This window comes from Mucilaginibacter myungsuensis (assembly GCF_015222005.1).
GTDB classification, from domain to species: Bacteria; Bacteroidota; Bacteroidia; order Sphingobacteriales; family Sphingobacteriaceae; genus Mucilaginibacter; species Mucilaginibacter myungsuensis.
This window is the reverse complement of the sequence record NZ_JADFFL010000003.1, coordinates 266,876-281,615: the sequence shown is the minus strand read 5'-3', so window position 1 is coordinate 281,615 and position 14,740 is coordinate 266,876. Positions and strand designations below refer to the sequence as shown.

Genomic DNA, 14,740 nt, shown 5'->3' with positions numbered 1-14,740 from the left:
TATTAGAATTATCTTTTAACTATCTTATGTAATGATATGCCTCATAAACGATACTGGTATTACCCAGCGAAGTTATGACGGTATCGTTAAAATATATCGCAAGCTTGTTGGCAGATATTGATCTTATATAAGCCTTTTGTTCGTATCCTGCGATAGTTCCCGATGGAGTAGGAACAGGCGCATGTATAAAATTGATCACGTTGCCCTTTAAAGTATAACTTGCTGCTTCAGGAAGATATCCTCCGGTTCTCGTCCATGCACCGCCGCTGCTAAAAATATCATAAAAGCTGCTGTCCCTGGGTACTTTAAATACAACAAATTGCTTTCGTACGCCGTTAACGGTTTCGATAAGTGTGTCAGCAGTTATTATCCATTTGCCAACAAGCAAAGCTTTGGTTTTGGCATCATTGTTAACTGAAGACGGAGGAAGCGAAGTCCCCTTTTGAGCGGTCGTATCCTCTTTTTTACAGCTGTAGATCGCCGATGATAGCAGAGTTAAAAAGATAAGGTTGAACAGGTATTTCATGTGTTATTATCGCTTAGAGTGAAAGATCTCATAGACAACATAAACGTCGCCATTAGCGTATAGTATGGTATCGTTAACAAAGTTTATTAGGGTGGTAGCATTAAGCGTTTTAATGTAGGTGTTTTTGCTATAGGCCGGTTCGGTGATGCCTCCGTTGGTGTAGGCCTCATGGTCCATTTTAATAATGTTTCCTTTAAGTGTGTATTTGATCTGGCGCTGACTGCTGTTGCCCCTTAAAACTTCGGTCCAATAACCGTCGGGGGTAAAAGCCTGATAGTCGCCGGGCGTAACGATCGGGTGAGATGTTCTAACAAGTTTTCCGTTTTTATATTCACGTACGGTGTCGGCTATTTCATACCATTTACCTAACAACAAAGCCCTGTTTTTGGCATCGGTTTCGGCGTTGGAAGAGGGGGATGGAGGTAAGCTCTTACCGATGTGTGCCGTGTCCTCGTTCTTTTTGCAACTATAAATGGCGGATGCGATCAAGGTTAAAAAGATAAGGCTGAAAAGGTTTTTCATTTGTAAAGTTTAGTTGATAACGCTGATCCGAAGATAATGAAATGGTCATTGTACAGCAATAGTGCTTTATAAAAAATATCTGATCGATACAGATAAAGTGCGCTCTAAAGATGGATCATCAGCAGATAAAACATTCTACGAATCTTTCGTAGGTTATTAATTTAGTTAAATTGCGGTCCGTTACAAAACATCTTATCATGATCAGATACATTGTGCCGTTTGCTGTAGCCTTATTCGGCGTTACAGTTTCCAATGCTCAAACGACCATCCTCGAAAAAGCCATTAAGCAGATCAACCAATATCAAACCGTCAGTTATAAACAAGCTATCGTATCGGTAGGGCCTTTTGATGCTAATGAGACCAAGCTTAGCATCATGTCGGACGTGAAGCAGATCACGCCGGGCGGCGCAAGGTTATTCAGGATGGCCGACGCGAGAGGTTACACCAATATAGGCAATGGATCTACCCGGATAGATCTTGATCTGAACGAGAACACTTACCGGGTAAGCGACAAAGCACTGGACGAACCGGAAGGGTCGCCGTATTATTGGGCTAAATTTATGCAGGACAAATTGGCATCAGCCCCAACAAAGATCAAACAACTGGCAGATACGCTGATCAATGCTTCGCCTGCTTACCATATCCAGATCAAATTGAAGGATACGGTGAACGCACGCATCTGCTATGATCTGTGCCTGGATAAAAAGACCCTACTGCCGGTTTATACCAAGCAATACCTCCATGGGCAATTTGGCAAAGGTGATATCAACAGTACGCTGCTGGCCACCATGGCGACCGAGAACCGCTACACCAACTATCGCATCAATGCCAAAAACTTCCCCAACCTGGCCGAGTACAAGATCCCGGTAAATTTCAGACCCGAAAAGAAGGTCGATCTGTTAACCGCCGGCACTAAGCTACCTGATTGGTCTTTGCAAGATCTTGAAGGCAAAACATATTCTGAAGCCTCTTCAAAAGGTAAGGTAATATTGGTTGACCTTTTCTTTGTCAATTGCGGCGCTTGTGCGCTATCGCAACCGGTTTTAGCCAAACTTCACGAAAAGTATAAGGGCAGCGATGTGGAGATATTCAGCATCAATACGTCTGACACTAAAGACGCGGTGCAGAAATACATCGCCAAAAACAACATTAAATATCCCATCCTGATGAAAGGGGCCGGTATTGCCAAAAAATTTCAGGTGTCGGCATATCCAACATTTTTTGTGGTTGATAAACAGGGTAAGATCGCCTCGGTCATTGAAGGTTATAGCGACGACTTTGAAAAGACGGTGACCTCACAAATAGATCGGGAATTGGGTAGGTAGTAAAGAAGTGTACGAGTTCGGATCTCGTACACCCTTTTGGTCGATATGATTTTTATGGTTATGGCAGTTGCGCAGCCGATGGCGGCGGCGAACCTGCTCCCCAGGTCTTGTTGGCCACCGGACCCATCACCAATTCCAACACACCGCCGTTAGCGATATCGCTGTGATTGAACCATGGTTGGTTAAGCACCTTACCGTTCAGCGTGGCCGATTGGATGTACTTATTATCTTGCGATGCCTTGGTCGCTTTGATCTCGAAGAATTTACCGCCGCCCACATTCATTTTAACATAAGTAAACCTTGGGCTGCCGATGTTGTAGGTAGGTGAACCTGGCGTAACAGGGTAGAAACCCATCTGACTGAATACCACAAATGCTGTCATACCACCGCCGTCCTCGTCGCCGGGTATACCCATCAGGTCGTTACGGTACCATTGGTCTAACAGGTTGCGGATGCGTTTTTGAGTGCGCCAAGGTGCTCCTGCGTAGTTGTACAAATAAGGGATATGGAAGCTTGGCTCGTTAGCCATCGAGAACATACCCACGTTGCCGGTGTGGTCGGGCAGGATGGCATAAAAATCCCAGCGTGTGCCCGGTATCGGTTCGTTGAACATTGATTCTAAACCGCCAATGAATTTTTCGTTACCACCAATCAAATTCACCAGGTCGCCAACGTTGTGCTGAACATCCCAACGGTAAATGTAGCCGTTGTTCTCGTCGTAATATTCACGTGCGCCTGGTCCGCCTGAAGTACGGTAATCCAGCGGTTTAATAAAATTGCCGTCGGCATCTTTCGGGTGGAAAAAGCCCGTCTCGGTATTGAATACGTTGCGATAGTTGTATGATGTTTTCAGGTAGTGCGCCTGCTCGTCGGTCTTGCCCAGGATGCGGGCCATTTCTGATAGACACCACTCATCGTACGATGTACCAAGCGTTACGGCTATCGGCTGGCGTTTTTCCCAACCATGAACTTCTTTTACGGTCTCTTTTTCGCCTGGTTTTAAAGCAGGCATGTACCCTTTTTCGTGATAAAATTTATCCAGTTCCCCGGCCTTCTTGGCCCCTGACCATGGCACTAATGATTTACGCTCAACAGAACCTTTGCTGTACTCGTAAGCCTTAGCAAAGTCAAAACCACGCAGGCCTTTCACCTGGGCATCAAGCATACTGGCAATGAAGTGGTTCGAGTTCATAGCACGGTCATCACCGTTCACCATCGGGAAGTTAGGCAGCCAATTGTTACCACCTTGCTCCGACATTAGGATGTATGATCGTAACACGTCGACCTCCTGGTTCTTGGCAATGAGCACACGCAAAGGGTGGGCAGCACGGTAAGTGTCCCAGCTCCAATCGTCGGTGCTGAAAGGGTGGCCCTCATCGCTGTGGACCTTGCCATCAGTCGCGCTGAAGTACCGGCCATCCTCACTGATCACCATCGGGCGTTCCATAGTGCGGTAAAGCGATGTGTAAAATACAGTGGTTTCTTTATCAGGCGCGCCTGTCGCAGCTATCTTGCCCAACTCGTCGTTCCAGATCTTGCGACCAATGGCAGCAATAGCATTCACATCGTACGTTTTGATCTCGCGCGCCAGGTTCTTTTTGGCCTGCTCCACGCTGATAAACGATATGCCGTAACGCATACCCAGGGTTTTGGTCCCGGCCGGATATTGCAAGGTGATAGCCGGACCGGAAGTTGCGCTGGTAACACCTGCGCGATCTACACCGCCTGTTTTGGTAGGTTTGGCATCGGTCTCGGCATAAAAATAGACGTTGGTTTTGTTGCCGATATCTTTGTGACCGCTGATGGTGTTGCCTTCGGCTTTTAATTCGCCACGGCCGGTATTGATCACCAGATAAGGCGCGCCCGGTTTATCAAAGCTGATCTTGTAGATAGCACTTTGGTGCGATGGGGCAAAGTCCACGCCGATATTGCCTTCGTCCAGATAAACGCTGTAACGGTAGGGCGTAACCTTCTCTTGGTCGTAGCTGAATTGTTTGCTTGGGGTGATGCCGCTTTCCTGACCCTGGTATGGGTAAAAGTTAAAGCCGGATCCCGAACGGTGATTGGTCACGATCAGCGGCAGGCCGCCGATACGGTTACTGGTATAATCGCCACGGACAGGGAATACCCGCATCATACTGTGCGGCAAATGCGTGGTTGGGAAACAAGGCACCAGCATGTGGCTGATACTGCCAATGTAAGGATTTACATAGTCGACAGGTTGTTTGGCCGGGGCCGTGGTGGCCTTTGCTTTGGTCTGCGCGATCGCCGGTAAGGCCGACACCGCACCCGCCATACCCGCAAGTACAAGTAGCTGTTTTAATTTCATTTTGAATAGGTAATATTTTGGATCGATAGTTAAAGTAACGAAAAATTTGGGTGAAAGGGGAGGGTGACGGGGTAATAATTAGGCGACGGAACAGCAATTGTTGCTGCACCTGTCTACAAATTTTTCCACCCCAAAACCTTGTAGTTAGTACGGCGCTGATCTTCTGACCCACCGTATATCAGCGTTTTGCTCACTTCGGCAGGTGTTGCAATTGACTCGAATTTATCCATGTTCTTAAATAACGCATTGCTGACGGTTTGTGTAGCCTTGATCTCGAAAATATCGTACCCATTAGACCGTTCCCGCAACAGATCCACCTTGTTAGCATTACTGTCCTGCCAAAAGTAATATGGTCGGTGCTCGTACAAGTGATGGTCCTTTTTCTGTAGTTCGGATACGATCAGGTTCTCAAAGATATTCCCGCGTAAGCGGTTCTGCTCATAGTCGGTCACGTTACGGATACCTAATAAATAACAAAGCAGGCCGGTATCATAAAAATACAATTTTGGACTTTTAACCAACCGCTTATTAAAATTACGGTGATAGGGCAGCAATGGGAACGTGATATAGCTACTTTCTAAAATAGACAACCAGGCACGAGCGGTGGTATTTGCGATATCACATTCGTTGGCGAGTGAGCTTAGGTTGAGTAGCTGACCGGCGCGTGTAGCACATAGACCAAGAAAAGTACGGAATTGCCCCATATCACGGATATTCAGTAGTTCGGTAACATCTTTTTCTATATAAGTTTGGATATAGTTGGTATAGAATATTGCGGGTGCAATATCGCGGTCGTAAATAGCTGGATATGCTCCCTTTACAGCTGCCTCCGCAACGGTATCCGGTAATAATTGATGCGATCTTAGTTCGGCAATATCGAAAGGCAAAAGTTTAAACAAAGCTACCCGGCCAGCCAATGTTTGGGTGATACTTTTTAGTAAATGGAAATTTTGAGAGCCTGATAAGATATATTGTCCCATCAGCCGTGAGTTATCTACTCTGGTTTGGATATAGGAGAATAGTTCAGGCACGCGCTGCACTTCGTCCAAGATCACGTGCTGATCATACTGATCAAGGAATGCTGACGGGTCATCGCTGGCAAATGCTCTTATATCCGGGTTCTCCAGTGATATGTAGCGATAGTTAGGAAATAGTTCGCGTAATAATGTAGTCTTACCCGACTGACGCGGACCAGTTAAAGCAAGTATTGGGAACTTGCTTTTTTGCTCTTCCATTATAGTTGCTATTTGCCTGTTTACGAAAGCCATATATCATCCGTGTTAGTTTCTATCGCAAATTTACATAAAAAATAAAGTGAATTTGCATAAAAAATAAAGTGAATTTGCATAGATTTAAAAGTCAATTTACATAGGTTTTCTGTCCCAACTTAACAGTAAAATAACCAAACCTTCACGTCCTCATCGATCTTATCCCAACCCCATTTCCCATTTTTGAAGTAAAGGAAAAATTCTCCTTTATTAACCGTACCTTTGCGGCTGCTTTTGCAGGTGGTGCTAACAAACGTTTCCTGTTCAGCTACAATACATTAAGGATCAAGTGCATGAAGAAAATTATCGACTATCGTAAATTATTAGGTGTTACCAAAGAGGCAAGTTTAGAAGATCTAAAAAAGACCTACCGCTCGCTGATGAAGACCTGGCACCCGGATAAGTTTAACGATGATGCTGAAAAGAAAGCTGAAGCCGAAGAAATGAGCAAGAATATGATCGAGGCTTATCACTTTTTGGTAAGCATCTGTCCTGAAACTGCCGAGCTGACCAAAGAGGCTTATACCACCACCATTACTGCCAGTAACATAGCCGATTATCAATACGAGAAACAAGTATTGAAGGTGGATTTTACTGATGGCAGCACTTACGAGTATTTCAGCGTGCCAAGAGAAGTTTATGTGAAGTTGGTCAATGCCGATTCGCCGGGCCGTTTTGCCCGCAGACATATCTTTAACGAGTACCTTTACCGCAGTACCAGCAGGCTGGTGGCTAACGCGTAAGTTTATCATACCTGAGAGCCCCGTTAGGGGCTCAATGTTGGTAGTAAATGTCTATCATATACGATAAGGTGCCGTAGGTACCTAACAAAAGTAGCGTACTTACGGCACGCCACCTTTATTATTATATTTTACTACCAACATATTGCCCCGATGGGGCATTTTTTTTAGGCTTATTTCTTAGCAAATTCTGCTGCCAGCGCGGTCACCTTTGCACCACTCAGCGTGGTCTTACCATTGCTGATGACGATACGATAGCTGAATGTTATTGACTCGCCCTTTTTTAATTTCAAATTCAAGGCCGACTTGCCATTGGTAAATACTTTCTCACCTAATGGGTTGGCGGCAAATAAGCCGTAGCCACGTGCATGCCAAAAAGTAGGGTAGTTAGGGTTTTTAGGATGATCGATAATAGCGATACTTACCGAATCGTTACCCATTTTGGCGTACACCTTGCACCAATCGGCGCGGCTGCTCCAAACATCGTTACCGTATTTGCCGTTGCTGGCGGCATAGTTACCGTTGGCTATCTTGTCGTCACTGCCTTTTACAACGGTTTCGATGCCGCGGTCGTCGGTATATTTCAGGTCCTCTTTGGTGGGGATCTGTAATTCGTGCGCTAAACGCAAGCCTAACACGCCATCTTTATTGTCGGTAAAGTTTACCTCTTTGGCGGCGGTCAAAGTGGTGATGCGGTCTATAACGCGCTCGTTAGCCGTGCCGCTAAATTCAAAGCGGGTGTTCTCATCAAGCAAGGTCTCTTTAGCTTGGTCGTGCCATTTGGCATGGTAAGCTACAATGCCTGTCTTGCCGCCTTTGGTCTCGGTGATCTTATCGGTACGGATCCAGCCGTATTTATTCTTTTTAGCTGCCGGAATAGCGTAAGAGTTATTCCAAAAATCCAATCCGTTCACCCCCTCGTGGTTAAACCATAGGCCAATATGGTGCGGGTGATCCGTCGGGTCGCCTTTGCGGGTCGCTAAAGGGAAGCCACGAGTGATAGTGGTGCCGCCGGCCGTGTTGAGCGGGAAAAGAAAAGGCTTCTCCAAGCTGTCAGGATAATTGAACGTGGTGAACGGTTTGCCCCCGATCATGATATCTATCTTTTGATCTTTTGGCGATGCTTTCACCGTAACGGCTTGCTGCTGGGCAAACGCGGTCGATGCCGATGCCAGTGCAAGGGCAGCGGTTAGTATTTTGATCGTTCTCATGGTTTTGGGTAGTTTTGGTTTTGTATTGATAGATCAACCATTTGTGACGAACCGTAGTTTCACCTCTTGAGAGGGGACGCACTAACAGTTCTTTATAGCAGGCACTTTAATAGGGGTGTGTACTCGGTGGACCTGCTGCCGGAGGACACACCCCTGACCCTCTAAAGAGGGGAAGCGCGACTTTATATTTTTAATTATGCTTTAAACACCTTACCATTCGCCATAACCTCTTGCGTTTTCTCGTTAAAGGTAGCTTTAGAGCCGGTATGAGCGGCGGCGGTGGTCATGATGTTGGCAATTGAGTGGCTGTAACCCGCCTCTACCGGGGCATTAGGCGTAGCACGGCTACGTACACACTCCATCCAGTTGCGTACGTGTGCCGATGTCAATGCGTCGCCGCCGGTGTTGGCCGATGCTACTACACGCTCGGTGTTTTTCAGGCTTATCTCGGGCAGTAAATTGGCTTGCATACCCATCGCTTTGGCCGCGCCTGCTGTCAGGCCACCTTTAGGCGATATCTTGTTGGTGATCAGGTTCAACTCGCCACCGTTAGAGTAATAGATCTCGGCCGGGTTCTCGTCGCCATTGTGCATGCGTGAACCAAATGTTACCTGGAAGCCTTTGGTCAGGTCGTCCGCCGGACCGTAATCAAAAGCCGCCATCAGTGTATCCCAGTTACGGCGACCATCTTTCCACTGGTATATACCACCATTGGCGGTCACGCTGCGCGGGTGGCTCAATCCACTGAACCAGTGTACGGTATCTATCTGGTGACTCATCCACTGACCGGCCAAGCCTGATGAATATGGCCAGAACAGGCGGTATTCCAGATAAATACGCGGATCGAATTTCTCGAACGGACGGTTACCCAAAAAGCGTTTCCAGTCAATATCTTCTTCTTTCAGTTGAGCCACCAGATCCGGACGGCGCCAGCGGCCAGGCTGGTTCACGTTCCAGGTCAGTTCAACCATAGTGATCGGACCAAATTTGCCTGACTTGATAAACTCCTCGGCAGCGTGGTAGTTGGATCCACTACGGCGTTGCGAACCTATCTGCACGATCTTGCCGGTGGCTTTTACCGCTTTCAGCGCCGCGCGGGCATCTTCCATGCTCTCGGCAAAAGGTTTTTCTACATAGGCATCGCAACCGGCGTTAACCGCCTGGATCAAATGCTGGGCATGCTGAAAATCGGCCGTGCTGATGAACACCGCGTCAACCATTTTGCTATCGTATAATTCCTCGTTATTGCGGAAAGCCTTAACGTCGTTATTCATCTTTTGCTTCCAAACGGCGGCACCTTGTTCGCGGCGTAGTTTCCAAATGTCGGATACGGCCACTACCTCAAAGTTCATCTCTTTTTGATGGTTCATAAAACAAGGGATGTGCGAACTGCGATGCCTGTCCGAAAAGCCCACAACGCCCACGCGCACACGGTCGTTAGCACCGATAATACGTTTGTAGCTTTTGGCGCTGAAGCTGTTTTTGGCCACTAAGGCACCGGCGCCCATTAACGCGGCCTGCCTGATAAAAGTACGGCGAGATCTTTCCATGCGGTTACAGAAATATTTGGTATATAAAGTGTTAATTGGTTTTGGCCACCAACGCGGCCTTATCAAATATCTGATAATTTGTGAGTAAACGTACTATCCCGAACGGAAAAGTTACGCATACGATTGCGGGGGAGGGATGATCAATTGTAACGTAATCGATAGAGATGCTCCTTGTTTCGTTCGTCAGAATAATAGAGAATCTTTTTGATTCTATCGTGATGGCCTATATTAAATGCGGATGTATTTATCCTTATCCATCCGTTGGTAATAAATGTCAGCTTTACAGTTTGATTGATCCGGTAAAACGAAAGTAGTTGCTTATCCTTAGCTAAGTCTTTAGACGAATATTGGATATAGCCTTCAGGTTTCCATACATAAACACTATCTAAATTGTTCTTATTATATGTTTGGCGATTTTTGACTAAATATCTAAAACCGTTATGTACTAAGATATAGTCTTGTTCTGTTGTGGCATATCCCCGTTCTACACGGATGGCGTAAGATATTTCGCTAACATTTATTTGAGCTATAGTTTTAAAGCCGTAGATCATGGCAACAAACAATAAAATTGATAGCATTTTAGTATTCCGAGTCGTAGTTTGGTCTCGAAGACAATTTAGGTAAAATTCAATCAAAAAGCAGTTGCCCTGCTATTATTATAGTCTCCTCCCGCTCTCCATTACAAAGCCTCGCCTCCTGTTCGCTCAAGGCCAACTCACGCTCCGGGTTTTCCATTTCGATCGGGTTTATGTTGATCGGTTGTGTTACAAAGTCAAAGCTGTAAAAGCAGATCGGCGAAGTTTGTTCAACTTCGCCGATCCTGATATTTTTTCTACTGCTCCTCCTCGCGCATAATGGCGTGGTCCATTTTGTCGCGTTTGGTGCGCAGGTATAGTTCGTTATGCGGGTTCGATGGTATCTCTATCGGGATATTATCTACTACTTCTAACCCGTAACCGATCAGGCCGGCGCGTTTTTTAGGGTTGTTGGTGAGCAGTCGCATTTTGGTGATACCCAACTCGCGGATGATCTGGGCGCCAACGCCGTAATCGCGCTGATCCATTTTGAAGCCTAACTGGATGTTAGCCTCAACGGTATCAAAGCCATTCTCTTGCAAGTGATAAGCTTTCAGTTTATTGATCAGACCTATACCGCGACCTTCCTGGTTCATATAGATAATAGCTCCTTTGCCTTCTTTCTGGATGATCTCCATCGCCTTATGCAATTGCGGACCGCAATCGCACCGGCACGAGCCAAAAATATCGCCGGTAACGCATGAACTGTGTACACGTACCATTACCTCTTCGCCGGGCTCCCAGGTGCCTTTTACCAGGGCCAGGTGGTTCTCTTGGGTATCATTTTGGGTGAAAGCGATCATATCAAATTCGCCCCACTCGGTTGGCATTTTAACGGCTATCTCGCGGGTCACCAAGCTTTCGGTGCTTAGGCGGTAAGCGATCAGGTCCTCTATCGAGACGATCACCATATTATGCTGCTTGGCCATTTCCAGCAGTTCGGGCAGGCGGGCCATTTCGCCATCTTCGGTCATGATCTCGCAGATCACACCGGCAGGCTCAAATCCGGCCAGTACCGAAAGATCTATGGTAGCCTCGGTATGCCCGGCGCGGCGCAATACGCCGCCATCTTTAGCTATCAGCGGGAAGATGTGTCCCGGCCGACCTAATTCAACCGGATCGAGGCTGTCGTCTATCAGCGCCATCACTGTTTTAGAACGGTCGGACGCGGAGATACCTGTAGTACAACCATGACCAAGCAGGTCTACCGAAACGGTAAAATTGGTCTCGTGCGATGCGGTGTTCTGCATCACCATCGGCTCCAACCCTAATTTTTTGGCACGCGCAGCGGTTATAGGGGCGCAGATCAGTCCGCGGCCATGTTTGGCCATAAAGTTTATGGATTCGGGCGTAGCGTTGCGGGCGGCCGTCAAAAAGTCGCCTTCATTTTCGCGGTTAGCATCGTCAACAACAATAATTGTTTGCCCAGCCTTAATGGCCGCTATCGCTTCTTCTATGGTATTAAGCATTTGTTCGGGTACAGATACAGGCGGCAGAACAACAAGCAGACCACCGCCTTAAATGATGCACAAAGTTAAGCTAAGGTTAGCAACCCAGGGTCTTTTCTTTGTAAAAACAATAGGGTGCTACTGCGCGGCTTTTTTATTAAAGATCCGGGTGATTTTTTTGATGAGCTTGTTGTACGCCTCGACATTGAATAACTCCGAATCATTAGCTGCCTTGTACGACAGGAACAACCCTATCGGCGTGAGCACCACAATGGCTATCCACATACCGATCATGGGGGAAAGGTCGCCGTCCTTCACAAACTTTTCGCCTATGGTGGATATGATGTAGTAGATCAAAAAGAAGATCACCGATACCACCACCGGCAAACCCAGGCCACCCTTACGGATGATCGCTCCCAGCGGCGCACCGATCAGGAACAGCGCTAAACAGGCTGCCGAAAGCGTATATTTCTTTTGATATTCTACCCGGTTACGGCGGCTTTCGAGTTGTAGTTCGTCCAGCCTGTCGGCACGGGCTTTTACCTGCTCTTTTACGGCGCGGGCCTCGTTGAGGGCATTAGCTATGATAGACATTTTGCGGTCGCGGTCTATCGAGTCCCAATAATTGCCTTTTACTTTTATATATTTCAGACCTTTTTGGACCGGCTTGCTTGGCATTAAAAAGTAACGGAAATACGGCGTTACCAAACCAAAGTTACGGCCAATGGCCACCTTGGTAAGCGTATTTACCGAGTCACGCCAATGGTTAAGCTGGTCGCGGTTCATCATTTGGAAAGCTCCCTTAAATTCGCTTTCGGCGGTACGCTTAGGTTTAAAAACCGAAAGGTCGAACCGGGCCACCCGCTCGGTAAAAGCCGAACGTGTGAACTGTGACCGTAACCCCATATAGCCGTTATCGGCAGGGGTCTCGGCGTAGCGGATGCCATTCTTTAGCCTGATCACCAGGTCATTCTCCGTGCGGTACATAATGCCTTCGGCAGCAAAGGTCACATCCAGGTTGCTTGGGTTTTTTTCGGAGCGGCTGTAGATCATGATGTCGCGCAGAGTACGGCCATCCGCGTCTTTCTTCTTTACTCGGATACTATAGCCCGGGAAGCTGTTATTGAAAACGTTCTCGTTGATCAGGAAAGCCGTTTTTTGCTGGCGAACATCATAAAGCAAACTATAATACTTTAAGTTGGCCACCGGCAGCATATATTCTGAAAAGAAAAATGCCGATATACTTAAACCACAAACCGCAATGATCATAGGGTATAAAGCACGGCCTAAGGATATACCTGCCGATTTGATGGCCACCAATTCGTAATTCTCGCCCAAACTGCCGTACGTCATGATGGAGGATAGCAACACCGATAGCGGCAACGCCATGGCCACGTTGGTGGCTGAAGAGTACAGCATCAACTCGAGGATGACATACCAATCGAAACCCTTGCCGATCATATCGTCGATGTATTTGAACAGGAATAACATCAACAGCACGAACATCACAATGAAAAAGGTGACCACAAAAGGTCCTATAAAAGATCTGAGGATGAGCAGGTGTATCTTTTTCACGGGTGCAAATTTACAGAAATATCTTGGGGCACAACTAAAAAGCTTGTTGCGCGGTGCAGTATAAACTAAATACCGGCGCGTTTATTGCAAAGCGCCGGTATTTAATATGTTGCGATATGGGTGATAGATTATGCGCCCAGGGTACTGATGAGGTAATCGATCTGGTTGTCCCAAATAAGTTTGCGCTCGGCAATTAATTCTTCGGGTGCGAAGTCGGTTATGCCAAGGGCTACGTCGTTAGTAAGGTCGTCCTGCAAAATTTCCATCTCGAAATAAGCTGCAGGATCATCGTCCACAAATTTAAAACGCACTAATTTATTTTCTTTATTGATGACCAATTTGGCTTTTTGAGGCTCGCCGTCCCAGGTAAAAGTATATAGCTGATCTTTAACAGTAACATCGTCAGCGAACCACTGAGACAGGCCGTTAGGCTCGACCAGGAAGGTATAAAGGATACGTGGAGATGATCTTATTTCATACTCGAGAGTAAATTTTTTCTTTTCGGACATATAGTAGGTCGGTCAATTGGCAAGCCTCTTCGGCAATAAAAGTTCACATTTTTTCTAAAGGAAACTAAATTATCCTATATTTGCAAACCTTTTAAAAAAAGGGTGCCCAACGGGACACTAAACCCAAGGGACATAACCAAAAATATTACGGCGGGGTAGCTCAGATGGTTAGAGCGTAGGATTCATAACCCTAAGGTCGGCAGTTCGATCCTGCTCCCCGCTACTTACCAGAAAGCCACCCAATGGGTGGCTTTTGTCGTTTTTAAAGATCTTATCGTTCGATGGTCATGTAGACGAGCTTGCTACGTTGGAGTTTAGGACTTTCGATCTCTTAGCCTCGTTAGCCGCCACCCGTTGTGCCTGCACTCGGTCAAACTCTTGCACGTAATCGGGGTGTTCGGTCCCCATTACACGATCCCAAACCCTAAAGTACAACCCGTAATTGCCTTTGAATTTGCTGTGGTGCATATTATGATGCACCGATGTATTGAAGAATTGAAAAGCCAAGGTACGGCGGAACCACAGTGGCACTACCTCGTAACCCAAATGCCCGTAAACGTTAATGGTAAAACTGGTGAGTAAGAATAGCATCACCCCGGCGCGGTGCATTGGTATCAGGCAAACGATAAAGATCAGCACGGCGCCCTCGGTCCAGGCTTCGATAAAGTGGAACGAGTATGATGCCCATGGCGATGGGTTGGTAGACTTATGGTGCAGCAGGTGCGTATATTTAAATAACCTTGGGTGGTGCAATGTACGGTGCATCCAATAAAAATAAGTATCGTGAATGATGAGCGCGAAGGGCACGCAGGCATAGATCCACCAGATAGGGTACTCGTTAATGTCGGTGTACATCAGCGTGTAGTTGCGCACCGGACTCATGATCACGATCATTCCTACAACGGTCAGCACGGCGGTGGTTTGTATAGAGTGGAGTATCTCGCGGATGAAGTCCTTCCTGGCTGCCAATTTGGGCTGTATCTTATTAGCGATCAGTTTCCGCCCGAACAAGGTATAGCATAGTAAGAATGCCACCCCGGCGATCAAAAAATACCTGATGGTAGAGATAGCGAAAGCTTTTATAAAAATGTCGATGACCTGTTCCATAGCCTTATCCTTTGGTTTAGCCAAAGTTAGGCAGTGGGTGCCCTCAAAAAATTAA

13 protein-coding genes and 1 tRNA gene are annotated in these 14,740 nt (G+C 46.8%); 3 read left to right on the top strand and 11 right to left on the bottom strand.

The annotated features are described in order from the left end of the window. Nucleotides 1-19: 19 nt before the first annotated feature. Both IRJ16_RS08805 and IRJ16_RS08800 read right to left on the bottom strand, forming a co-directional pair. Entirely contained in the window at nucleotides 20-526 is a 507-nt protein-coding gene (locus tag IRJ16_RS08805; RefSeq protein WP_194111183.1) for a hypothetical protein, read from the bottom strand. Between the two features lie 6 nt (nucleotides 527-532). Then, nucleotides 533-1,048: a hypothetical protein gene (locus IRJ16_RS08800; protein WP_194111182.1), complete on the bottom strand. Its 516-nt coding sequence runs from the start codon at nucleotides 1,046-1,048 to the stop codon at nucleotides 533-535. Nucleotides 1,049-1,245: 197 nt separating this feature from the next. Between IRJ16_RS08800 and IRJ16_RS08795 the strand changes: the two genes are divergently transcribed. Next, complete coding sequence (locus IRJ16_RS08795) at nucleotides 1,246-2,373, top strand: TlpA family protein disulfide reductase (RefSeq protein WP_194111181.1); 1,128 nt, start codon at nucleotides 1,246-1,248, stop codon at nucleotides 2,371-2,373. Nucleotides 2,374-2,431: 58 nt separating this feature from the next. On the opposite strand, the gene IRJ16_RS08790 is transcribed toward IRJ16_RS08795, so the two are convergent. Then, nucleotides 2,432-4,702: a GH92 family glycosyl hydrolase gene (locus IRJ16_RS08790; RefSeq protein WP_228079962.1), complete on the bottom strand. Its 2,271-nt coding sequence runs from the start codon at nucleotides 4,700-4,702 to the stop codon at nucleotides 2,432-2,434. Nucleotides 4,703-4,815: 113 nt separating this feature from the next. After that, complete coding sequence (locus IRJ16_RS08785) at nucleotides 4,816-5,937, bottom strand: ATP-binding protein (protein WP_228079960.1); 1,122 nt, start codon at nucleotides 5,935-5,937, stop codon at nucleotides 4,816-4,818. Between the two features lie 326 nt (nucleotides 5,938-6,263). Between IRJ16_RS08785 and IRJ16_RS08780 the strand changes: the two genes are divergently transcribed. Beyond that, nucleotides 6,264-6,713, top strand: coding sequence for a KTSC domain-containing protein (locus IRJ16_RS08780; RefSeq protein WP_194111179.1), 450 nt, complete (start codon nucleotides 6,264-6,266; stop codon nucleotides 6,711-6,713). A gap of 170 nt (nucleotides 6,714-6,883) precedes the next feature. On the opposite strand, the gene IRJ16_RS08775 is transcribed toward IRJ16_RS08780, so the two are convergent. From IRJ16_RS08775 to IRJ16_RS08750, 6 genes are all read right to left on the bottom strand, one after another. Next, a complete protein-coding gene (locus IRJ16_RS08775) occupies nucleotides 6,884-7,921 on the bottom strand; it encodes a DUF6807 domain-containing protein (RefSeq protein ID WP_194111178.1) in 1,038 nt (345 codons plus the stop codon). A gap of 194 nt (nucleotides 7,922-8,115) precedes the next feature. Continuing rightward, nucleotides 8,116-9,471, bottom strand: a complete 1,356-nt coding sequence (locus IRJ16_RS08770; RefSeq protein WP_194111177.1) for a Gfo/Idh/MocA family protein — start codon at nucleotides 9,469-9,471, stop codon at nucleotides 8,116-8,118. A 140-nt stretch (nucleotides 9,472-9,611) separates the two neighbouring features. Continuing rightward, nucleotides 9,612-10,049 carry a hypothetical protein gene (locus IRJ16_RS08765; RefSeq protein WP_194111176.1) on the bottom strand — a complete coding sequence of 146 codons (438 nt, stop codon included), beginning with the start codon at nucleotides 10,047-10,049 and terminating at the stop codon, nucleotides 9,612-9,614. A gap of 254 nt (nucleotides 10,050-10,303) precedes the next feature. Then, nucleotides 10,304-11,515 (bottom strand): bifunctional 3,4-dihydroxy-2-butanone-4-phosphate synthase/GTP cyclohydrolase II, encoded by a 1,212-nt coding sequence (locus IRJ16_RS08760; protein ID WP_194111175.1) that lies wholly within the window; start codon nucleotides 11,513-11,515, stop codon nucleotides 10,304-10,306. Nucleotides 11,516-11,632: 117 nt separating this feature from the next. Beyond that, nucleotides 11,633-13,069, bottom strand: a complete 1,437-nt coding sequence (locus IRJ16_RS08755; protein WP_194111174.1) for an LptF/LptG family permease — start codon at nucleotides 13,067-13,069, stop codon at nucleotides 11,633-11,635. A 128-nt stretch (nucleotides 13,070-13,197) separates the two neighbouring features. Next, nucleotides 13,198-13,578 (bottom strand): START-like domain-containing protein, encoded by a 381-nt coding sequence (locus IRJ16_RS08750; protein ID WP_194111173.1) that lies wholly within the window; start codon nucleotides 13,576-13,578, stop codon nucleotides 13,198-13,200. 149 nt (nucleotides 13,579-13,727) lie between these two features. Here IRJ16_RS08750 and IRJ16_RS08745 point away from each other — a divergent pair. Further along, a tRNA-Met gene (locus IRJ16_RS08745) sits at nucleotides 13,728-13,801 on the top strand. A 62-nt stretch (nucleotides 13,802-13,863) separates the two neighbouring features. Here the strand turns inward: IRJ16_RS08745 and IRJ16_RS08740 are convergent. Continuing rightward, nucleotides 13,864-14,685 (bottom strand): sterol desaturase family protein, encoded by an 822-nt coding sequence (locus IRJ16_RS08740; RefSeq protein ID WP_194111172.1) that lies wholly within the window; start codon nucleotides 14,683-14,685, stop codon nucleotides 13,864-13,866. Nucleotides 14,686-14,740: the final 55 nt, after the last annotated feature.

Excerpts from the sequence above, each read along its gene's own strand:
- IRJ16_RS08805 (WP_194111183.1), bottom strand. The coding sequence starts at position 526 with ATGAAATACCTGTTCAACCTTATCTTTTTAACTCTGCTATCATCGGCG.
- IRJ16_RS08800 (WP_194111182.1), bottom strand. The coding sequence starts at position 1,048 with ATGAAAAACCTTTTCAGCCTTATCTTTTTAACCTTGATCGCATCCGCC.
- IRJ16_RS08795 (WP_194111181.1), top strand. The coding sequence starts at position 1,246 with ATGATCAGATACATTGTGCCGTTTGCTGTAGCCTTATTCGGCGTTACA.
- IRJ16_RS08790 (WP_228079962.1), bottom strand. The coding sequence starts at position 4,702 with ATGAAATTAAAACAGCTACTTGTACTTGCGGGTATGGCGGGTGCGGTG.
- IRJ16_RS08785 (WP_228079960.1), bottom strand. The coding sequence starts at position 5,937 with ATGGAAGAGCAAAAAAGCAAGTTCCCAATACTTGCTTTAACTGGTCCG.
- IRJ16_RS08780 (WP_194111179.1), top strand. The coding sequence starts at position 6,264 with ATGAAGAAAATTATCGACTATCGTAAATTATTAGGTGTTACCAAAGAG.
- IRJ16_RS08775 (WP_194111178.1), bottom strand. The coding sequence starts at position 7,921 with ATGAGAACGATCAAAATACTAACCGCTGCCCTTGCACTGGCATCGGCA.
- IRJ16_RS08770 (WP_194111177.1), bottom strand. The coding sequence starts at position 9,471 with ATGGAAAGATCTCGCCGTACTTTTATCAGGCAGGCCGCGTTAATGGGC.
- IRJ16_RS08765 (WP_194111176.1), bottom strand. The coding sequence starts at position 10,049 with ATGCTATCAATTTTATTGTTTGTTGCCATGATCTACGGCTTTAAAACT.
- IRJ16_RS08760 (WP_194111175.1), bottom strand. The coding sequence starts at position 11,515 with ATGCTTAATACCATAGAAGAAGCGATAGCGGCCATTAAGGCTGGGCAA.
- IRJ16_RS08750 (WP_194111173.1), bottom strand. The coding sequence starts at position 13,578 with ATGTCCGAAAAGAAAAAATTTACTCTCGAGTATGAAATAAGATCATCT.
- IRJ16_RS08740 (WP_194111172.1), bottom strand. The coding sequence starts at position 14,685 with ATGGAACAGGTCATCGACATTTTTATAAAAGCTTTCGCTATCTCTACC.